Annotated in this window: 20 protein-coding genes; 7 read left to right on the plus strand and 13 right to left on the minus strand. The window is 67.3% G+C overall.

The window, feature by feature from the left end; all coding sequences use genetic code 11:
• Positions 1–93: 93 nt before the first annotated feature.
• From HX774_RS13410 to HX774_RS13445, 8 genes are all read right to left on the minus strand, one after another.
• Positions 94–1,143, minus strand: a complete 1,050-nt coding sequence (locus HX774_RS13410; RefSeq protein ID WP_178827481.1) for a L,D-transpeptidase — start codon at positions 1,141–1,143, stop codon at positions 94–96.
• Positions 1,144–1,179: 36 nt separating this feature from the next.
• On the minus strand, positions 1,180–2,337 hold the full coding sequence (locus HX774_RS13415; RefSeq protein ID WP_178827483.1) for a pyridoxal phosphate-dependent aminotransferase: 1,158 nt from the start codon (positions 2,335–2,337) through the stop codon (positions 1,180–1,182).
• An 8-nt stretch (positions 2,338–2,345) separates the two neighbouring features.
• Positions 2,346–3,155 carry a 16S rRNA (adenine(1518)-N(6)/adenine(1519)-N(6))-dimethyltransferase RsmA gene (gene rsmA, locus HX774_RS13420; RefSeq protein WP_178827485.1) on the minus strand — a complete coding sequence of 270 codons (810 nt, stop codon included), beginning with the start codon at positions 3,153–3,155 and terminating at the stop codon, positions 2,346–2,348.
• 9 nt (positions 3,156–3,164) lie between these two features.
• Positions 3,165–4,181, minus strand: a complete 1,017-nt coding sequence (gene pdxA / locus HX774_RS13425) for a 4-hydroxythreonine-4-phosphate dehydrogenase PdxA (protein WP_178827487.1) — start codon at positions 4,179–4,181, stop codon at positions 3,165–3,167.
• The gene (locus tag HX774_RS13430) at positions 4,181–5,533 is read right to left on the minus strand and encodes a peptidylprolyl isomerase (protein ID WP_178827489.1); all 1,353 of its coding nucleotides are present in this window, start codon (positions 5,531–5,533) and stop codon (positions 4,181–4,183) included. The genes pdxA and HX774_RS13430 overlap by 1 nt, the downstream gene beginning before the upstream one ends.
• Before the next feature lie 96 nt (positions 5,534–5,629).
• Positions 5,630–8,113: an LPS-assembly protein LptD gene (locus HX774_RS13435; RefSeq protein WP_178827492.1), complete on the minus strand. Its 2,484-nt coding sequence runs from the start codon at positions 8,111–8,113 to the stop codon at positions 5,630–5,632.
• Positions 8,114–8,154: 41 nt separating this feature from the next.
• Positions 8,155–9,258, minus strand: coding sequence for an LPS export ABC transporter permease LptG (lptG, locus tag HX774_RS13440; RefSeq protein WP_178827494.1), 1,104 nt, complete (start codon positions 9,256–9,258; stop codon positions 8,155–8,157).
• On the minus strand, positions 9,255–10,388 hold the full coding sequence (locus tag HX774_RS13445; RefSeq protein ID WP_178827496.1) for an LptF/LptG family permease: 1,134 nt from the start codon (positions 10,386–10,388) through the stop codon (positions 9,255–9,257). The genes lptG and HX774_RS13445 overlap by 4 nt, the downstream gene beginning before the upstream one ends.
• A gap of 155 nt (positions 10,389–10,543) precedes the next feature.
• Here HX774_RS13445 and HX774_RS13450 point away from each other — a divergent pair, with 155 nt between their 5' ends.
• From HX774_RS13450 to HX774_RS13470, 5 genes are read left to right on the plus strand one after another with little or no spacing between them, the layout of a single operon-like run.
• Positions 10,544–12,019 (plus strand): leucyl aminopeptidase, encoded by a 1,476-nt coding sequence (locus tag HX774_RS13450; protein WP_178827497.1) that lies wholly within the window; start codon positions 10,544–10,546, stop codon positions 12,017–12,019.
• Positions 12,020–12,046: 27 nt separating this feature from the next.
• A complete protein-coding gene (locus HX774_RS13455) occupies positions 12,047–12,508 on the plus strand; it encodes a DNA polymerase III subunit chi (RefSeq protein ID WP_178827499.1) in 462 nt (153 codons plus the stop codon).
• Positions 12,466–12,831 (plus strand): hypothetical protein, encoded by a 366-nt coding sequence (locus HX774_RS20115; RefSeq protein ID WP_245945107.1) that lies wholly within the window; start codon positions 12,466–12,468, stop codon positions 12,829–12,831. The genes HX774_RS13455 and HX774_RS20115 overlap by 43 nt, the downstream gene beginning before the upstream one ends.
• A 19-nt stretch (positions 12,832–12,850) precedes the next feature.
• Complete coding sequence (locus HX774_RS13465; protein ID WP_178827501.1) at positions 12,851–13,138, plus strand: hemolysin; 288 nt, start codon at positions 12,851–12,853, stop codon at positions 13,136–13,138.
• Entirely contained in the window at positions 13,135–13,410 is a 276-nt protein-coding gene (locus HX774_RS13470) for a hypothetical protein (protein ID WP_178827503.1), read from the plus strand. Before HX774_RS13465 ends, HX774_RS13470 begins: the two co-directional genes overlap by 4 nt.
• A gap of 41 nt (positions 13,411–13,451) precedes the next feature.
• On the opposite strand, the gene HX774_RS13475 is transcribed toward HX774_RS13470, so the two are convergent.
• Together HX774_RS13475 and HX774_RS13480 are read right to left on the minus strand one after the other, a co-directional pair.
• Positions 13,452–13,718 (minus strand): DUF2164 domain-containing protein, encoded by a 267-nt coding sequence (locus tag HX774_RS13475; RefSeq protein WP_178827504.1) that lies wholly within the window; start codon positions 13,716–13,718, stop codon positions 13,452–13,454.
• A complete protein-coding gene (locus HX774_RS13480; protein ID WP_178827506.1) occupies positions 13,718–15,601 on the minus strand; it encodes an ABC-F family ATP-binding cassette domain-containing protein in 1,884 nt (627 codons plus the stop codon). Before HX774_RS13480 ends, HX774_RS13475 begins: the two co-directional genes overlap by 1 nt.
• A gap of 96 nt (positions 15,602–15,697) precedes the next feature.
• Between HX774_RS13480 and ndk the strand changes: the two genes are divergently transcribed.
• On the plus strand, positions 15,698–16,117 hold the full coding sequence (gene ndk / locus HX774_RS13485) for a nucleoside-diphosphate kinase (RefSeq protein WP_114816655.1): 420 nt from the start codon (positions 15,698–15,700) through the stop codon (positions 16,115–16,117).
• A gap of 123 nt (positions 16,118–16,240) precedes the next feature.
• Positions 16,241–16,450, plus strand: coding sequence for a hypothetical protein (locus tag HX774_RS13490; protein WP_178827508.1), 210 nt, complete (start codon positions 16,241–16,243; stop codon positions 16,448–16,450).
• Positions 16,451–16,532: 82 nt separating this feature from the next.
• On the opposite strand, the gene HX774_RS13495 is transcribed toward HX774_RS13490, so the two are convergent.
• From HX774_RS13495 to purM, 3 genes are all read right to left on the minus strand, one after another.
• The gene (locus tag HX774_RS13495) at positions 16,533–18,602 is read right to left on the minus strand and encodes a M13 family metallopeptidase (protein ID WP_178827510.1); all 2,070 of its coding nucleotides are present in this window, start codon (positions 18,600–18,602) and stop codon (positions 16,533–16,535) included.
• Positions 18,603–18,716: 114 nt separating this feature from the next.
• A complete protein-coding gene (gene purN, locus HX774_RS13500) occupies positions 18,717–19,328 on the minus strand; it encodes a phosphoribosylglycinamide formyltransferase (RefSeq protein ID WP_178827512.1) in 612 nt (203 codons plus the stop codon).
• Positions 19,329–19,388: 60 nt separating this feature from the next.
• On the minus strand, positions 19,389–20,426 hold the full coding sequence (purM, locus tag HX774_RS13505) for a phosphoribosylformylglycinamidine cyclo-ligase (protein ID WP_178827514.1): 1,038 nt from the start codon (positions 20,424–20,426) through the stop codon (positions 19,389–19,391).
• Positions 20,427–20,462 lie beyond the last annotated feature (36 nt).

Below are 20,462 nucleotides of genomic sequence, written 5' to 3' on the forward strand. Positions count from 1 at the left end.
CAAGTCCGACCCTCACCCTTTCGCGCAACCAATCGCCGTCGGCTCTTGGGCGCTCAAGCCCTCTCCCATTGGGAGAGGGGCAGGAAACGGCGATTAGCGGAAGACCACGCGCACGCCCGGCTTGACGCGGGACGCCAGCTGTTCGGCGTCCCAGTTGGTCAGGCGCACGCAGCCGCTGGAGAAGGTCTTGCCGACCTTGGACGGGTCAGGCGTGCCGTGGATGCCGTAGGTGTCGCGCGACAGGTCGATCCAGACTGACCCCACCGGATTGTTCGGCCCAGCCGGCACGATGACCTTGCGGTCGCCCCTGTCATAGCTGACCCGGTCTGGATCGTAGGTATAGTTGGGCTCGGGCGCGACGCCGACGACGGTCAGATCGCCCGACGGCGCGGGGCGGGCTGAACTGCCGATGGTGGCGGGATAGAAGGCCAGCAGCCGGTCATTGGCGTCATAGGCGCGAACCGAGCGTTCGGTCTTGTCCACCACGATGCGGGCGACGTCGGCGGTCAGGTCGGTCTGGACCACGGCGGCCACGATGATGGTCTGGCCCGCCTTGCCGAAATCGACGCCGGGATTGAGGGCGCGCAGCAGGCCCTCGGTCATGTGGAACTTCTCAGCGAAGGCTTCCAGGGGCGTGGCGTAGCCGACCGTGGTCAGCTTGGACATGGCCTGAAGGTCCGACGGGACCTGACCGATAAAGGGGCCGGCGAGGTCGGCGGCGGTGATCGTGTAGTCGGCCATGACCTTCCCGGTGTCGCCCGCCGTCAGGCGACGGAAGACCTCGGCGTCGAGAACGCCGTCCTCGGGCAGGTTTGCGGCCTTCTCGAAGGCGGCGATGGCCTGACGCGTGTTGTCGCCGCCCAGGCCGTCGATAACGCCGGGCGAGAAGTTGGCGCGGTCCAGCAGAATCTGGGCGCGAGCGATGGCTGGATCGGGCGCGGAGGGCGCCGCTTGGCCGTTTGCGACCGGAGGCGGGGCGGCGGCGAACACCGCCGTCTCAATCGCGTCGCGAGTCAATGCCGGAGCCTGTGCCGAGGCAGACGGCTGTTTGGGCTTTGGCGTCTCGGCGGGTGATCCGCAGGCGGTCAGAAAGACCAGGGCGAAGGGCAGGGCGGCGGAAGCAACGAGACGCGATTTCGACATGAAGGCTCCGAATGTTTCGGGACCTGTCGAACGCCCCTAGGCGCTGAGACGTTCCTCGGCCGCCGCCGTTCGTGCCGCGAAGAAGGGCTTGATGCGGGCCAGGGCGTCTTCGACCTGGGGCGTCGAGACGGCGAAGCTGAAGCGGATGAAGCGGTGACCGTTGACCGGGTCGAAGTCGACGCCGGGGGCGGTGGCCACGCCGGTTTCGCGCAACAGGGCCTCGCAGAAGCCGATGCTGTCGTCGGTCAGGTGGCCGATGTCGGCGTAGATGTAGAAGGCGCCGTCCGGCGGGGCGATGGAGCGCAGACCCATGGCCGGAAGGGCGTCCAGCATCAGGGCGCGGTTGGCGCGATAGACGTCGATATTGGCCTCCAGCTCCGTCTCGCAGTCCATGGCGATCAGGCCGGCGTGCTGGCTGAGGGTGGCTGGGGTCAGGAACATGTTGCCGACGCGGGCGCGGGCTTGGGGCACCTCGGCCTCGGGCAGCAGCAGCCAACCCAGACGCCAGCCGGCCATGCTCCAGTATTTGGAGAAGCTGTTGACGATCAGGGCGTTGGGCTCGAACTGCAGCATGGACGGCGTCGGGCCGGTGTAAGACAGGCCGTGGTAGATCTCGTCCGAGATGACCGAGATGTTCCGCTCGCGGCAGACCTCGGCGATGGCCTTCAGTTCGGCCTCGGGGATGATGGTGCCGGTCGGGTTGGCGGGGCTGGCGATAATGACGCCTGCCGGGGCCGGATCGAGGGCGCGCAGGGCCTCGGCGGTCAGTTGGAAGCGCACCTCGGGGCCGCAGTCGATCTCCACCGGCTCCATGTGCAGGGCCTTCAGGGTGTTGCGGTAGGCGACATAGCCGGGGCGGGCGATGGCCACGCGGTCGCCGGGCTGGAACCGCATCATCAGCGCCAGCACCAGGGCGGGCGAGGCGCCGGCGGTCATGACGATCCGCTCGGGATCGACGGCCACGCCGTAGCGGTCATCGTAAAGCTTGGCGATGCGAGCGCGCAGGGCTGGGCTTTCCCAGTAGCCGCCGGGTTCCGAGTCCAGAATGCGGTGCGCCTCGGCGATGGCGGCGTCGGGCGCGCCGGTCGAGGGCTGACCGAACTCCATGTGGATGATGGAGCGGCCCTGGGCCTTCAGTTCATGGGCCAGGCGGCTGACGCTGATGGCGCGGAAGGGGTCGATTTCAACGGTCATGGCAGGCTTTACTTCAGGGCGTCGGCCAGGCGGAGGAAGCCGGCGATGTCGATGACTTCGGCGCGGGCGTCGGGTTCGATGCCGGCGGCTTCGCACAGATCGCCGCCGCCGAGCTGTTTCAGGCTGGAGCGCAGCATCTTGCGGCGCTGGCCGAAGGCGGCGGCGGTGACGCGTTCCAGCTTCTTCAGCCGTTCGGGCGAGGGGCGGTCGGCCAGAGGGACCACATGGACGACCGCCGAGGCCACCTTGGGCGGCGGGGTGAAGGCGGCGGCGGGCAGGTGCATGACGATGCGGGCCTCGGCCACAGCCTGGGTGATGACGGCCAGCCGGCCATAGGCGTCGTCGCCGGGGGCGGCCACGATGCGCTCGGCCACTTCCTTCTGGAACATCAGGGTCAGGGCGCAGGGCTGCCACGGGCCGGTCAGCCACTTGATCAGCAGGGGCGTGCCGACGTTGTAGGGCAGGTTCGACACCAGATGGGTCGGACCCTCGACCAGTTGGTCCTCGCGCACGTTCAGGGCGTCGCCCTCGACGATGGTCAGGCGGCCGGAGCCGTCGTCCAGTTCGCTGAGCAGTGGGATGAAGCGGGGGTCCTTCTCGACCAGCACCACCTTGCCCGCGTCGCTTTCCAGGATGGCGCGGGTCAGGCCGCCGGGGCCGGGGCCGACCTCGATCACGGCGCGGCCGTCGAACGGACCGGCGTAGCGGACGATCTTGCGCGTTACATTGAGGTCCAGCAGGAAGTGCTGGCCGAAGCTCTTCTTGGCCAGCAGGCCGTGGGCGTCGAGCGTTTCGCGAAGGGAGGGAAGGTCCGTCATACGGAGGCCTTAGCGCGTGGCGCGCGCCGCCGCCATCTCTGAAGCCAGGCGCACGGCGGCGATGAAGCTGTCGGCGCGCGCGATCCCCTTGCCGGCGATGTCGAAGCCGGTGCCGTGGTCGGGCGAGGTGCGGACGATGGGCAGGCCGAGGGTGGCGTTGACCCCGCCCCAGAAATCCAGGGTCTTGACCGGGATCAGGGCCTGATCGTGATAGAGGCAGACGGTCGCGTCATAGCGGGCGCGAGCCTCATCGTGGAACAGGGTGTCGGCGGGCAAGGGATCAGTGATGTTCAGCCCCTCGGCGCGCAGGGCGGCGGCGGCAGGGCGCAGGACCTCGATTTCCTGCAGGCCGATCGAGCCGCCTTCGCCCGCGTGGGGGTTGAGGGCGGCCATGGCCAGGCGCGGGGCGGCAATGCCGAAATCGCGCTTCATCGATTCGTGGACGACGCGGGCGACGCGCATGACGCGTTCGGCGGTCACAAGCTCAGGCAGTTGGTCGATGGCGACGTGGATGGTCACCAGACAGGCGCGCAGGTCCTTGGCCGTCAGCATCATGACCGGGCCGCGCGTGCCGGAAAATGGCATGTCGGCGGTCAGTTCGGCGATGAACTCGGTGTGGCCGGGGAAGCGGAAGCCCGAGGCGTACATGGGCGCCTTGGCGATGGGGGCCGTGACGACGCCGGAGCCTTCGCCCGAGATGACCAGGTCGACGGCGCGCTCGATCCAGTCGGCTACAGCGGGGGCGTTGCGCGGGTCGGGCTGGCCCGGCGTCACCGGCGCGGGGGCCGGTTGGTGCAGGACGGGGATGGCGCGGCCGAAGACGGCGGCGGCCTCGGACGGGCTGAATATCTGCTGCACTGGCGCGCCCTGGGCCGCCAGCACGTCGGCGTCGCCGATGACGGCGAAGGGCGTGACGGGGGCGAGCGGGCCGGGCGGCGTGGCCAGAATCGGCCACGCCTTGGTGATAATCTCCGGCCCCACGCCGGCGGGGTCGCCCATCGTGACGACGAGCGGACGCCCGCTCATCACTGCTTGATTTCGATCAGGGCGTCGGCCCGCAGGTCGCGCAGATAGCGACGGCCCAGCATGGCGAAGTTCTGATTTTGCAGACGGGCTTCGACCTGTTGCGCTGAGGGGGCCTCGGGTCCGCCCAGGCGACGACCGCAGACGGCCAGGATGTGGACGCCCAGCGGGGTGCGGACGACGCTGCTGACCGTGCCGACTTCGGCCGAACGGGCGACCTGCTGGAACTGCGGCAGCAGGTTGGCGACGTCGCTTTCGCCCAGGTCGGCGCCCAGCATGCCCTGTTCGGCGCGGGCGCGCTCGATGATGTTGTCGCAGGTCGTGCCGCTGCGGAGCGCTTCGAGACGTTGAGACGCCGCCGCGACTTCGGCTTCGCTCGCCGTCTCCGGCAGTTCGATCATGACCTGCTTCATCTGGACCAGGCTGGTGGCCGCGCCTGAACGCTTGTCGCGCATATAGAGGATGTAGACGCCGCCATCGACGGGGATGGGGTTGGACAGCTGGCCGACCTCGAGCGAGGCCATCGCCTGCTCCAGGGCCGGTTGGACCGTGCCCTGAACCACCCAGCCGGCGTCGCCGCCGCGGGCGGCCGAAGGCGCGGCCGAGAACTGGCGGGCGACGGCCATGAAGGGCGCGCCCTGAACCATCTGTTGCACCAGCTGGCGGGCGCCGTTGACGGCTTCCTGCATGCCGCCGACGCGGTTGGCCTCGATGTAGATTTCGCCGACCAGATACTGGGGCTTGGTCGCGGACTCGGTCAGTTGGCGCATGGCCTGCTCGACCTGGGTGCGCGTGACCTTGGCGCGGTCGCGGAAACGCCCGCCGACCAGGTCGCGCCAGCCGATTTCGGTGCGCAGCTGCTCGCGGAAGGGCTGGGGACGGATGCCGCCCTGTTCCAGGAAGGCCATATAGCTTTCCGGGGTGGCGCCGGCTTCGCGGGCCATGCCGGCGATTTCCTGATCGACTTCGGCGTCGGAAATCTTCAGCTGTTCGAACTTGGCGATCTCGGCGGCCTGAAGGTGCTGCTCGATCAGGTCGTTCAACGCCTGCTGCTGGATGGCGCCGATGTTTTCTTCGGTGGGTTGAACCTGGGTCATGGCCATCAGCACCAGCATCCGCTGACGCAGGTCGTAGCCGGTGATGATCCGGTCATTGACGGTGGCGATGATGCCGTCGGACAGGCGGAACTGGGGGGCGGGAGCGGCGCGCTGAGGCGCTTCTTCCGCCGCAGGATTCAGCGTTCCGGCAGCGGGCGCAGGCTGCGCCGGAGCCGTCTGGGCCGCAGACTGTCCGATAGTCGTGCCGGCCATAAGGGCGGCCATGGCCACGCCCGTCGTATAACGCATCAAACGCATCGTCAGTCCTGATTCCCTAAAGCGGTCTCGACCCGGTCCCAGCAGCGTCATTAAACGTTCCGGGCCATGTAGGGCGCACGCCCCTGCACGCCATGCTTACCGCATATCATTTCGATCATAACCTGAACCTCCGAAAGTGGCGAGGTTAAGTCGGACATAGACGCCCTCGGATGGCCCGGTCGGGCGCACGCGGGTGTTATCACGCCGCCAGCCGAGTTCGAATCGGAAACAATCGTCGTCGAACAGCAGGCCGACTTCGGACCGCGTGACGATGTCGCGCTCCAGGTCAGCGATGCCGTTGACCGCCACGCCCCAGTTGCCGCGAATGAACTGCTGGCCGGAAAGCTGAACGAATTCATAGTTGCGGTTGAGCGGGCCGCTGACCGGATTGGAGCGGTCGATGATGTAGCTCAGGCTGGCGGCGTTGCGGCGACTCCAGCGTCCGTCAATGGTCGTTTCCGCACGGCGGATCTCGCCGTTCCCATCGACCGTGGCGTGGAACCAGCCGCGCATACGATCGGAAGGCGCGAAGGTCGCCTGAACCACCCAATCCGTCGTGCGCGAGGCGACGCCGGACGGGTCATAGAGCCGAGCGGGATCATCCGGGATCGGCGTCAGGAATTCGCGCTGGTCGTCGGCGCGCATGCTGCGTCCGACAAAGAGGCTGGCCGATCGCTTGTCGTCCCAGCGCAGGGTGGCGCGGGCGCCGGCGGTGAAGCGCAGCCCGCCTTCCATCAGGTCGTAGCCGGGGAAACGATCCATGCGGAACAGGGAGGTTTCGTCCAGTTCCAGCGTCTGGCTGTCTTCGTTGGGAATGCGCGGGTCCAGATCGGCGTCGGTCGAGGCCGACAACTGGGCCATGGGCTCCAGCACCAGGTCTGACGAGGCGCTGAGGCGACGGTACAGCGGATAGCTGACATCCACCCCGGCGCTGGCGCGGCCACGCGACAGGACGTCGGAGGTCTTGCCCAGCATCGGCGGCAGGTCGTCCACAGAATAGACATCCAGCCGGCCGTCGACGAACGGCTCCCAGCGCAGACCCATGGGCGTGATGATCGTCCGCCGCCAGTCGACCTGGCCTGTGAGGCGGCGGCTGTCGACGCCCGGCAGCGCGTCGGTCGGTGCGGGCGGGATCAACTCGGGGCGCAGGGTGGGGAAGCCGACATAGGCGTCGCGGGTCAAGGCCACGGCCGAGCCGCGCAGACGCAGGCGTCCGCCGAACACAGGGCCTTCCGGCTCCCACCGGGCGTCCACGATGGGCGCGACCAGGGGCAGGGTGCTCTCGCGCTCGAAGATCTTGAAGCCGTTCGGGTCGCGGAAGTCCGTCGCCGAATAGCGCGGGTCCAGCCGCAGGCTCTGGATCGAGAAGGCGGCGACCGAGAGATAGGACCGTTCGGTCTGACGCTCGGCGTAGACCTGGCTGATCAGGCGACGTCGGTCGCCGTAGTAGAGGCCGTTGTCCTGATAGGTCGAACTGACGTCATAGCGGTCGAACAGGGTCTTGTCGGACACGCGCTCGGCGGTGAAGCCGTAGCGCCACGGGCCGTCGGGATCGAACTTGCCGTGGGCCAGCAGATAGCTGCGGCTGGTGCGGTCGCCGAAGCGGACGTTGCTTTCCGTATCGCCGTCCCCGTCCAGGTCGAAGTCGCCGAAGTTGCGGCCATAGGTGTAACCGCCGCGCGCGACGATGGTCCCGTTCGCGAAGCGTCGACGCCATTGCAGGTTCAGCAAGGGCGCGACCTTGGTGTTGATCTGCGGGCTGAACAGCCAGTCCTCGGACGGCGAGACCACCAGTAGGTAGGGGATTTCGACCGAGCCGCCTCGGCCCTCGTCCCAATCCACACGCGGGATCAGGAAGCCGGAGGCGCGATCGACGCTGGGGTCGGGGTGGGCGAAGGCCGGTAGATAGAAGACGGGCACGCCGCCGACGCGGAAGACCGCGTTGCGATACAGGATGGCGCGCAGGTTTTCGTCCTGAACCGCCTTGTCCGCCTGGATCGAAATGGTCGGCTGCTTGGGACCGTCGACGTCGCAGATCGGGCAGGGGGTGAAGATGACCCGGTTCAGCTCGCTGACGTTTTCCGAGCGGCGCACGGCGGTGGCGGCCATCAGGCTGGCGCCATTGGTCAGGCGCAGGGCCAGATCGGTGGCGACGCCAGCCTTGAAGGCCGCATCCAGTTCGACGCGGCTGGCGTGCAGGACCGAGCCGTCGGGGGCGACAACCTCGGCCTGGCCCGAGGCGGTGGCGACGCCGCTTTTCAGGTCATAGGTGACTTCTTCGGCGCGAATGCTGTGGTCGCGGGTCCGGGCGAAGACGCGATCATCCGGCGTGCCGCTGGCGGTCACGACATCGCCTTCGCGCGCGGCGGCGTCGGCGTTCACGTAAAGCCCGCCTGGCGTCAGGCCGTCGGCGCCGGGCGTATTCGGAGCGGGTTGGGGGCTGGCGGCGGGGGCCTCAACCGGAGAGGCGGCGGCGACCTGGGCCATCGTCGGCAAGGCCGGCAGGCACGCGATCAGCGCCGCGCCGGCCAGGAGCCGGACGCGCAGGGCTCCCTCACGGGGAATGCGGCGATCACTCATGCGGAATCCACTCAATTGCCGGGCGACCGGAAGCCGTCCGATTAGCCGTCTTCGGTATAGAACAGCAAGGTAAAGGCGGCGAGCGCCGTCAACACAGGCGGCAGCCAGGCCGCCAGGAAGGGCGGCACGACCTCGGCCGAGCCCATGGCCGAGGAGAACTGGTTCACGAAGAAGAAGGCGAAGCCCAGCACCACGGCCGCAACCGTCATCTTGGCGAGATCGCCCAGACGCATGAGGCGCAACGAGAAGGCCGCCGCCAGAATCGACATGGCGGCGAACATCAGCGGCGTGGCCAGCAGCTGTTGCAGACGCAGACGGTAGGCCGTCGAGGCGAAGCCGGCGTCCTCGATTCGCTGGATCTGGTTCGGCAGAGACCAGAAGGGCGTCGACTGCGGGCGGGCGAAGCGTTGGAAGGCTTCTTCGTCGGCCAGGTTCGAGGGCAGGTCCAGCGTGGCGTAGCGCACCGCGCGTTGGCCCGTCTGGGCGCCTGTGGCGTCAGTCAGGCGCCAGCGTCCGGCGGTCAGCGAGGCCGTGGTCGCGTCGATCCGCTCGGTGAAGGTGCGGCGACCGTCCGGGGTGGTGGTGTAGATGAAGAAGCTGGCGTCCAGCAGGCGACCGCTGGCGGGGTCTTGCTGGGCGCCGCGAATGATCATCTGCCGATTGGCGTCGCCTTCGCGCAGCCAGACGGCCTGCTGCGCGTCCGTGCCGGGGGTGGAGCCGGAAATCCGCCCGCGCTCAAGCTGCCACAAGCCGTCGCCCGCGGCGGCCATCGGGCCGAAGACGGTGACGGTCAGCACGCCCAGCACCAGGGCGGCGGCCGCTGCGGGCAGGACGAAGCGCCAGGCCGATATGCCCGCCGCCCGCATGGCGATCAGCTCGCTGCGCCGGTTCAGCCCGACAAAGGCCGCCAGCGTCCCGAACAGTAAGACGAAGGGCAGAAGCTGAACGATCACGCTGGGCGATTTCAGCAGCACCAGGCCGAAGATGCGGGCGCCGGACAGCTCGCCGGACGAGTTCAGCCCGCGCGACACCTCGACGAAGTCGATCAGCATCACCAGGGCGGAGATGATGGCCAGGGCGACGGCCAGGGCGCGGAACTGCTGGACCAGAACATAGCGTTCGATGCGGCCGAGACGGAGCCTCATGCGAACCTCGCCTTGAAATGTTCATAGGGCGCCCAGGCGCGCCGCCGATGCGGCTTCAGCGCGCGGAACAGCAGGCGCAGGGCCACGAAGCAGGTGGCCAGCGGCACCAGGTATTGCAGCAGATTCAGCGCACCGTTCCAGGCGCTGGCCGCGACCAGGCCGTAGCCCACGACGCGCACCACCAGGAAGACGCCCGCAGCCTTGGCGATGCGGCCGCTATATCCTGTGCGGCTGAAAGATCCGCCGAGGATGGCGGTCAGGGCCAGGGCCATGGCCGCCAGGGCGTAAAGCGGCGAGGCCAGCCGCGAATGGGCCTCGGCCAATAGTTCGCCGCGCGTCCCGGCGCTTTCCAGCAGGGCGGGCGTGGGGTTGAACAGTTCGGTCAGCCATAGGTCGGACGGCTTGAAGCGGATGCGCTCGGTCGTCTTGGTATAGGGCGACAGGTCGAAGACCTGCTGGTCGAAGGACAGCTGGTTCAGCACGTCGCGCGACGAATAGCGCTGCATCGAGCCATTCTGCATGGTCAGGACCGGCACCCCGTCGATGCGGCCGAAGCGGGCGGTTTCGGCGTCCCAGGTCGTCACCGTCTTGCCGTTGTCGAGATAGACGAACAGGTTCTTGAGCAGACCGTTCTGTTCAATCTGCTGCACATAGACGGTCAGACCGCCTGGCCCCTGGACGAAGCGGCCTTCCTCGACCAGCAGGGCGGCGAGGTCGGTGCGGATGGCGAAGGCCTGACGGCGCGCCTCGCGTTGCGCCCAGGGCTGGACGAAGACATTGGTGATCAGGGCGACCACGGCGACGATGACGGCGATCTGAACCGCAGGTCGGATCAGCGACCAGCGGCTGACGCCCGCAGCATAGGCGGCGGTCAGTTCCTGCTCGCGCTGCAGCCGCGTCAAGGCGATCAGGGCGCCGACGAACAGGCCGATGGGCAGGATGACGGCGATCAGTTGCGGCAGGGTCAGCAGGGTCAGCTTGGCCATGACCCAGATGCTCTGGCCGCGCTCGACGATGACCTCGAGCTGATCGAGGCTCTGGCTCAGCAGGCCGATTCCGGCCAACGCCGCGCAGGCCGCCACGACAGGCAGGCCGATCTGGCGGAAAAGGTAGCCTTGAATCAGCGTCATGATCGGGAAAAAGCGTTTCGGGGGGCGAGCGAGTTGCAGCCGCGAGCGATGCGGGCCATGTAATACACATCCGGACGCAGCGGCGAAACTGCTGGTGCGTCCATGTCCGATTCAAGCACGACCGGGGCACAAAACCTCGGCCTGGAGTAGATTTCATGAAAATCGAGTTCGTCGCTTCCCCCAGCGCCGCCGAAATCCTTGCCGTCCTAGTCCATGACGGCCGTGCGCTGGCCGGGACGGGCTCGGCCCTCGACGCCGCCGCGTCGGGCGCTCTGACCAAGGCGATGACGAACAGCCGCTTCACCGGCGGCGCCAACAGCAGCCTGATGGTTGCGGCCCCGGCGGGCGTGGACGCCAACTCGGTGCTGCTGGTCGGCGCAGGCGCGGCGGACAAGTTTGACGATCTGGCGGTCGAGACCGCCGCCGCCGCCGCCTATCACGCCGCTAAGCTGTCGGGCGCCGAAGTCCTGACCATCGACGCCGCCCACCTGTCGGCCGAGCAGGCCGCGCGCGCCGGTTTCGCCGTGCGCCTGGCCGCCTATCGCTTCGCCAAATATCTGACCAAGCAGAAGGCCGACAAGATTCCGTCGGTGACGACCGTCCGCGTCGCGACGTCTGACGTGGCCGCCGCTGAGGCCGCCTTCGGCCCGCTCTCGGCGGTTGCCGACGCTGTTCTGTTCTCGCGCGATCTGGTCGCCGAGCCCGCCAACGTTCTCTATCCGGCCGAGTTCGCGCGCCGCGTGAAGGAACTGGAGCGCCTGGGTCTGGAAGTCGAGATCCTGGGCGAAGCCGAGATGGAAAAGCTGGGCATGAACACCCTGCTGGCCGTCGGCGTTGGGTCGGAGCGTGAAAGCCAGCTGGCCGTCATCAAGTGGAACGGCGGCAAGGAAGGCGAGGCCCCCATCGCCTTCGTCGGCAAGGGCGTCTGCTTCGACACTGGCGGCATTTCGCTGAAGCCGGCTGACGGCATGGAAGAAATGAAGTGGGACATGGGCGGCGCCGCCGCCGTGGCCGGTCTGATGCACGCCCTGGCGGGGCGCAAGGCCAAGGTCAACGTGGTCGGCGTTCTCGGCCTGGTCGAGAACATGCCTGACGGCAAGGCTCAGCGTCCGGGCGACGTGGTCGTGTCGATGTCGGGCCAGACGGTCGAGGTGCTGAACACCGACGCCGAGGGCCGCCTCGTTCTGGCGGACGCGCTCTGGTACACACAGGAGCGTTTCAAGCCGAAATTCATGATCGACCTGGCCACCCTGACGGGCGCCATCATCATCTCGCTGGGTCTGGAATACGCCGGCGTCTTCTCGAACGACGACGACGTGGCCAACGGCATCCTGGACGCCGGTCCCAAGGTCGGAGAGAACGTCTGGCGCCTGCCGATCCCGGCGGCCTATGAGCGTCATATCGACAGCCCGATCGCCGATGTGAAGAACATGGGCAACGGCCGCGCCGGGGGTTCGATCACCGCCGCACTGTTCCTGCAACGCTTCACCAACGGCACGCCGTGGGCGCACATCGACATCGCCTCGACCGCCTGGGTCAAGGACAGCCGCAACCCGACCGTGCCGGACGGCGCCGTGGGCTATGGCGTGCGTCTGCTGGACCGCATGGTCGCCGACAAATACGAAGCCTGATCCGACGCATTCAGAGGGTAGGACCGGGTGTCTGACGCCAAGCCGGAAATCTGGTTCTACCACCTGGAGCGCTCGACGCTGGATCAGGTGCTGCCGGGCCTGCTGGAGAAGACCCTCCAGCGGGGCTGGCGCGCCGTGGTGCGCGGGGCGGCGTCTCACCGCCTCGACGAGATCGACGAACAGCTGTGGACCTACCGCCCCGACAGCTTCCTGCCCCATGGCCTGGCGTCGGAGGCTCACGCGGCCCGGCAACCGATCCTTCTGTCCGAATCGGGCGAGAACCTGAATGCTGCTCAGGCGCTGTTCATCGTCGATGAGTCAGAGCTGGGGGCTACGGAAGGGTACGAGCGGTGCTTCATCATTTTCGACGGTCGGAACGAACAGGCCTTGCAGCAGGCGCGCGAGCGCTGGCGCACGCTGAAGGCGGCCAAGGCCAATCTGGCCTATTGGAAACAGACGGACGAAGGGCGCTGGGAAAAGGCGGCCTGATCGTTCTGGGGCTGCTGGCCATCGCCGGCTGCTCGTCCTCGTCGCCGTCCACGCGCCCCTCGGCCCCGGCCATTGTTGAACAGGCGCGCCAGAGCCAGCCGGTCGGCACGCGCATGCCTCAGAACGACGCCGACGTCTGCAAGGCGGGCGAGCTTCAGTGGCTGGTCGGGAAACCTAGAAGCGAGATCCCCGTTCCGGTGGATGTGGTGAACCGTCGCGTGGTGTGCAGCACCTGTCCTGTCACTGAAGACTATTCGCCTTATCGATTGAATATTTTCTATAATCAGCAAACCGGCATCGTCGAGCGCGTGAGCTGCGGCTAGGCCGAAACGGAGAGACGCCATGAAGACGATTCTGATGCTGACGGCATTTGCCGGCGCCGTGGCGCTCTCGGCCTGTGCGCCGAGCATGACCGCCCCCGGAGGCGAGCCGACGCCCGTCATGTGCAAGGCCGGCGACTATCAGGAGTATGTCGGGCGCAATCGCTCGACCATCCCCGAGGCCCCGGCGGGCCGCATCTTCCGCGTTCTGTGCAGCAGCTGCGCCGCGACCATGGATTATCGCGATAACCGCGTGACTTTCACCTACGACGACACGACCAATGTCGTGACGCGCGTTTCGTGCGGATGAGGGCGTTTCTGATCCTGGGGGCGGCGTTCGTCGCCCTTGGAGCCTGCGCCCCGGTGAAGACGACCGAGCCGGTTGATCTGGCCCAGCGCTGCGATCCAGCGGCGGGCCAGTCGCTGATCGGCAGTCATGTGGGGGCGGTGGATTTCGCTTCCAACGCCAATGTTCGGATCATTTGCACGACCTGCCCGGCGACGACGGACTATCAGGCCGAGCGAACCAATATCCGCTTCAACGAGAAGACCGGGATCATCGAAAAGGTCGACTGCGGCTAAGGCTGTCTGCGACGTTCCGAAAATGCCAGAGCGGGGCGGGTCTAGCGGCCCGTCCCGCTTTCGCGTTCAAGGCCGTAGAGGGAGTCGGCGATGTCCTCGACCTTCTGGCGCACCACGGTCTCGGCGTCACGCAGACCCCGATTGTAGAACAGTCTGCCTATGTCGCGTTCGATGAACTCGACCAGCATTTCAGTGGGCAGTTGGCCCGCCTCGATGTCCATTTCCTCGCGCAGATAGGTCCGCAGGCGGCTGGCGGCCTCCTGCATTTCGTCGCGGGTCAGGGTCGAGGGCCGGGCCTTCTTGCTCATCAGGACACGGCGGCCAGGGCTTCCTCGGCCTCGACCCAGGCGGCCTCGGCGGCGTCCAGATCGGTCTGGGTCTTGGCGCGGGCGCGCGTCAGGCCTTCCAGCGCCTTCGGGTTCGACACGGCGGCGTTGGCCAGGTCGTCGTCGATGCGGGCGATCTCGGCGGTCAGGGCGGCCATCCGCTCTTCGGCCTTCTTCACTGCATGACGCAGGGTCGAGGGCGAAGGGCCTGATTTCTTGTCGTTTTTCTTCTTGCCGCCTTGAGCGGGGGCCGCGGCTGCGGCCTCCTGCTTGATCTGGCTGGGCTTGACGGCGGCGGCCTTGGCGCGGTCGAGGACGAACTTCTGATAGTCGTCCATGTCGCCGTCATAGGGCTTCACCGTGCCGTCGGCGGCCAGCCACAGGCGGTCGGCGACCATCTCCATCAGAGAGCGGTCGTGGGTGATCAGGATGACGGCGCCGTTATACTCGTTCAGCGCGTCCAGCAGGGCGCGGCGGCTGTCGATGTCCAGGTGGTTGGTCGGTTCGTCGAGGATCAGGACGTGGGGCGCGTCCATCGCCACCATGTTCAGCAGCAGACGGGCGCGCTCGCCGCCCGACAGGCTCTCGACCGTGGTCTCCTGCTTTTCGTAGCCCAGGCCGAACTGGGCCAGCTTGGAGCGGCGGCTGCTTTCATTGGCGTCCGGCATGGCCCGGCGGATGATTTCCAGCGGGGTGTCGGTCGGGTCCATGGCCTCGATCTGATGCTGATGGAACCAGCCCACCCGCATCTTCTTGTCGCGGTGCAGTTCGCCCTCGGAGACGTTCAGGGCGCCGGCGATCATCTTGGCGAAGGTCGACTTGCCGGCGCCGTTGACGCCCAGCAGGCCGATGCGGTCGTCCAGGTCCATGCGCAGGTTCAGATTGCGCAGGATCGGCTTGCCGGTCTCATAGCCGACGTTGGCGCGTTCCAGACGGATCAGCGGCGGCGCCAGGGGGCGCGGCGGCGAGGGCAGGGTGAAGGGGGCGACGCGTTCCTCGATGGTGGTCGAGACCGGCTCCATCTTGGCCAGGCGCTTCATCCGCGACTGGGCCTGGGCGGCCTTGGAGGCCTTGGCCTTGAAGCGGTCCACGAAGGCTTGCAGGTGGGCGCGCTCGGCGTCCTGCTTGGCCTTGGCCGACAGTTGCAGACGGGCCTTCTCGGCGCGCGCCTTTTCGAACATGTCGTAACCGCCGGTGTAGAGCTCCAGCTTGCGGTTCGCCAAGTGCAGGGTGTGTGTGCAGCTGTTGTTCAGCAGTTCCCGGTCGTGGCTGATGATCAGGGCCGTGTGCGGGTATTTCTGCAGGCGGCTTTCCAGCCACAGGGCACCTTCCAGGTCGAGGTAGTTGGTCGGTTCGTCGAGCAGCAGCATGTCGGGCTCGGAGAACAGGGCGGCGGCCAGGGCCACGCGCATCCGCCAGCCGCCCGAGAACTCGGACATGGGACGCTGCTGGTCCTCCTGGCTGAAGCCCAGACCGGCCAGGATTTCACTGGCGCGAGCGGGGGCCGAGTCGGCGTCGATGTCGATCAGGCGCGCCCAGATCTCGCCCATTTCCTCGGGCGGGGCGGTTTCCAGCCGGGTCAGCAGGGTGTGGCGCTCGACGTCGGCTTCCAGAATCGTGTCCAGCACGCTGTCGGGCGTGGCGGGGTGTTCCTGATCCACCGAGCCGACGCGGGCGGTCTTGGGCAGGCTGACCTCGTCGCCGTTGGCGGCCAGTTCGCCCAGAATCAGCTTGAACAGGGTCGACTTGCCGATGCCGTTGCGACCCACCAGGCCGACTTTTGCGCCAGGCGGAAGGCTGACAGAGGCGTCGTCGAGGAACTGGCGGCCCCAGGCGTTGAACGTCAGGTTGGTGATCTGGAGCATGGAAAACGACTGACGTTGAGGTGGCGGTTGGAAAGCGGGGAGGGCGCCGCTATAAGCCCGCGACCCTCAAACTACCAAACCGCAAAGAGTCTTCCCATGACCGAACGCACTTTCTCGATCATCAAACCCGACGCCACGCGCCGCAACCTGACCGGCGCGATCAACGCCGTCATCGAAGGTGCAGGCCTGCGCATCGTCGCTCAGCGCCGCATCAAGCTGACCGAAGAACAAGCCAAGAAATTCTACGAAGTGCACGCCGAGCGTCCCTTCTACGGCGAACTGGTTTCGCAGATGATCGCTGAGCCGGTCGTCGTGCAGGTGCTGGAAGGCGACAACGCCGTCGCCAAGTACCGCGAAGTCATGGGCGCCACCAACCCGAACGACGCCGCCGAAGGCACGATCCGCAAGCTGTTCGCCTTGTCGATCGGCGAGAACTCGGTCCACGGTTCGGACTCGCTGGAAAACGCAGGCATTGAAATCGCGCAGTTCTTCACGGACGCCGATATCGTTGGCTAAATTGTTTAGCGGGCCGCCCCTGGCGGCCTAGCTCTGCAATAAAGCGGCCCGCCTCCGGAACCGGAGGCGGGCCGTTTCGTTTTCACGGTCCTGTTACCTGTTCAGCCATCAAGGAAGACCGCCATGAAGACGATCCTCAAACTGGCTCCGGTTATCGGCCTCGTGGGCCTGCTGGCCGCTTGCGGTACGACTACGGAACAACGCGCCGCCACGGGCGCCATCGGCGGCGCGGTCGCCGGTCAGGCCATCGGCGGCAATACTGGCGCGACGGTCGCCGGCGCCGCCATTGGCGCGATTGGCGGTGCTGTGACCACGCCGAAGAAGCCGAACTGACCTTATCCGGGCGTCCCCGGATACAAGAACGGCGTCAGCTGCGAAGCTGACGCCGTTTTCGTGTCCCAAAGGACCGAGCCGCTTACCAGATGCGGGCGCGGCTTTCCGGGGCGATGTACTGCGCCTGGTCGGGCGTGACGCCGAAGGCGGCGTACCAGGCGTCGATGTTGCGCGGCGGGGTCGAGGCGCGGGCGGCGCCCGGCGAGTGCGGGTCGGTCGTCAGTTGCTCCTTCAGCGCCGCCTCACGCGACTTCTCGCGCCAGACCTGAGCCCAGCCGAGGAAGACGCGCTGTTCGCCGGTCAGGCCGTCGATGACGGGCGCCGGCTGGCCGTTCAGGCTGCGGTGATAGGCGTCGAGCGCCATCAGCAGACCGCCCAGGTCGGCGATGTTCTCGCCCATGGTCAGGTCGCCGTTGATGGGCGTGCCGGGAATGGGTTCCTGAGCGTCGTAGATGGCCCCCAGGACCTTGGCGCGTTCCTCGAAGCGGGCGGCGTCTTCCGGCGTCCACCAGTCGCGCAGGACGCCGTTGGCGTCCGACTTGCGGCCCTGGTCGTCGAAGCCGTGAGTGATCTCGTGGCCGATTACGGCGCCGATGCCGCCGTAGTTGACCGCCGGGTCGGCCTTCGGGTCGAAGAAGGGCGGTTGCAGGATGGCGGCCGGGAAGACGATCTCGTTGCGCGGCGGGTTGTAGTAGGCGTTCACCGTCTGAGGCGTCATGCCCCATTCCAGCGGATCGACCGGCTGGCCGATCTTGCTGCGCTTCCAGGCCCAGTCGAAGGCCGAGGAGCGTTCGACGTTGCCATAGAGGTCGCCGGCCGACAGCTCCAGGCCGTCATAGCTGCGCCACTTCTCGGGATAGCCGATCTTGACGCCGAACTTGGACATCTTAAGCAGGGCCTGCTCGCGCGTCGGCTCGCTCATCCAGTCCAGCTTCTTCAGGCGCTCGGTCATGGCGGCGCTGAGGTTGGCGACCAGGGCTTCCATCTGGGTCTTGGATGAGGCGGGGAAGTGCAGGCGCACGTATTCCTGGCCCAGAACCTCGCCCAGCTGGCCATCGACGAGGGCGACGCCGCGGTTCCAACGCGGACGGTTTTCGGGCTGACCGCGCAGGGTCTTGCCGCGGAACTCGAAGCGGGATTCGACAAAGGCGTCGGATAGATAGGGGCCGGCCTGATCGACGATCTGGAAGGCTTCCCACGCCTTCAGCGTGTCCAGCGAGGTCTCGGCAAAGACCTGGGCTATGCCGGGGAAGGCCGTGTTTTCCATCAGGACGATGGTTTTCACGTCGCCGATCTGGGCGCCTTGCAGGAAGGCGGTCCAGTCAAAGCCGGGGGCCAGCCGTGCCAGGTCGGCGGTCGGGGCCGGGTTGTAGATCTTGTCGATCTGGCGGCGCTCGACCGTGGTCCAGTGCTTTTCGGCCACCTTGGTCTCGAAGGCCAGGATGTCGGCGGCGGCCTGGGCCGGGTTGGACCAGCCGGCGGCCGTCAGGGCGCGCGTGATATAGGCGACAAAGGCTTCACGCTGAGGCGCGAAGTCGGCCTTCAGGTAGTAGTCGCGGTCAGGCAGGCCGAGGCCGCCCTGGCCCATATAGGCCGAGTTAAGGTTGGGGTTCTGCAGGTCCTCGAACACATCGACGCCGAACAGGGAGCCGCCGAAACCGGCGTGGCTCTCGCCCATCAGGCGGGCCATGCCGCTGTGGTCGGCGACGGCGCGGACGGCGGCCAGGTCAGCGGCGAGCGGCTGGGCGCCCAGCTGGTTGACGCGGGCCTCGTCCATGAAGCTGGCGTAGAGGGCGCCGACCTTTTGCGCATTGGCGTTGGTCGGGTTGGCGGCGCTGGTCTCGATGATGGACTTCAGCTGGCTCTGGGCGTTTTCGTACAGGACGTCGAACGGGCCGAAGCGGGCCTTGTCCGAAGGGATCTCGGTATCCCGCAGATAGGTTCCGTTGGCGTATGCGTTGAAGTCGTCGCCCGGCTTCACGGTCAGGTCGCGACCGTTCAGGTCAAAGCCCCAGGGATGGATCTGCGGCGCGTCAGCGGCGGCGGCCGGCGCGGCGTGGCCGGCGTGGGCTTTCTGGGCGGAAGCGGCTTGGGCGGAGAGCGCGAAGGCGAGCGCCAGGCCGGCGGCGCCCATCAGGCGGGTCTTGGACATCGGGTCTTCCCATGTGGAAACAGGCGAGCGGTCGCCGACCATGTCAGGTTTGGCCGGGCCGATCTTGACGGGGAAACTGCTCCCGCCTGCGACCGGCTGTCGCATTAAAAATCGTTAAGGTTGGGCTTGGCCCTGACGGGCGACGAATGCGGCCAGCGTCTGCGGATACAGGGCGTGCTCCGCCGCCTTGACCCGTTCAGCCAGGGTTTCGGCGTCATCGCCGGGCAGGATAGCCACGCGGGCCTGACCAAGGGCCGGGCCCTCATCGACGCCTTCAGTGACGACGTGGACGGTGCAGCCCGCCTCAGCGTCGCCCGCCTCGATGGCGCGGGCGTGGGTGTTCAGGCCGGGATAGAGGGGCAGCAGCGAGGGGTGGATGTTGACCATGCGCCCCGCCCATTTCTGCACCAGCCAGGGCGTCAGCAGGCGCATGTAGCCGGCCAGGGCGATGACCTCGACGTTTCGTTCGACCAGCAGGGCGTCGATGACGCGCTCATGCGCCTCGCGGTCCTTGCCGAACGGCTTGTGCTTGACGGTCAGGGCCTCGACGCCTGCGGCGCGGGCCTTTTCCAGTCCCGCCACGTCGGCGACGTTGGAAATGACCACCACGACCTCATAGGGGGCGTCCGCCGCCTGACCCGCCGCGATCAGCGAGGCCATGTTGGTGCCTGAGCCGGAGATCAGCACGGCCACGCGGGTCTTGGGTTTGGCGGTTTCAGTCGGCATGGAGCGGCTCTGGCGAGACAAGAGCGAACGGCCCCGGCGTACGACCGGGGCCAGATCGTATCACGCGGCTTCCAGTTGTCCGCAGATGAAGGCTTCTTCGCCCGCGTTCAGCAGGGCGGCCAGGACCGGCTCGGCGTTTTCGGGCGAGACGATCAGGATGAAGCCGACGCCGCAGTTGAAGGTGCGGCGCAGTTCGTGGTCGGAAATGCCGCCGACCTGACCCAGCCATTCAAAGACCGGGGGCAGGGCCCAGGCATTCCAGTCGAAGGCGGCTTGCAGGCCCTCGGCGATGCAGCGCGGCGGGTTTTCGATCAGGCCGCCGCCCGTGATGTGGGCCGCGCCCTTGACCAGACCGGCCTTCATCAGCGGCAGGACCGGCTTCACATAGATGCGGGTCGGCTCCATCAGGGCCTGGGCCAGGGTGCGGTCCTTGGCGAAGGGGGCGTCGTCGCCCCAGGCCAGACCGGACTTCTCGACCACCTTGCGGATCAGCGAATAGCCGTTCGAGTGCGGACCGGACGAAGCCAGGCCGATGATGATGTCGCCGGCCTTCTGCTGGTCCAGATAGGGCAGGACCTGGCCGCGCTCGACCGCGCCGACCGAGAAGCCGGCCAGGTCGTAGTCGCCGCCCGAATACATGCCCGGCATTTCGGCCGTCTCGCCGCCGACCAGGGCGCTGCCCGACTGGCGGCAGCCCTCGGCGATCCCGGCGACGACGCGGCGCGCGGCGTCCACGTCCAGCTTGCCCGTGGCGTAGTAGTCCAGGAACATCAGCGGCTCGGCGCCTTGCGCCAGCAGGTCGTTGACGCACATGGCGACCAGATCGACGCCCACGCCGTCATGACGGCCGGTCTCGATGGCGATTTTCAGCTTGGTGCCGACGCCGTCCGTGGTGGTGACGATCAGCGGGTCTTCAAAACCGGCGGCCTTCAGGTCGAACAGGGCGCCGAATCCGCCCAGCGAAGCTTCGGCGCCGGGGCGGCGAGTCGACTTGGCTAGGGGTTTGATCGCGTCGACCAACATTTCTCCGGCGTCGATATCCACGCCTGCATCGGCGTAGGTGAGGCCGTTTTTCAGGGCTTCGGGGGTGTCGCTCATCGGTCACGGCTCGATATCGGGGGCGAAAATCTGTCG

Origin of the sequence: Brevundimonas sp. P7753, assembly GCF_013386595.1 — a bacterium.
Lineage (GTDB): Bacteria > Pseudomonadota > Alphaproteobacteria > Caulobacterales > Caulobacteraceae > Brevundimonas > Brevundimonas bullata.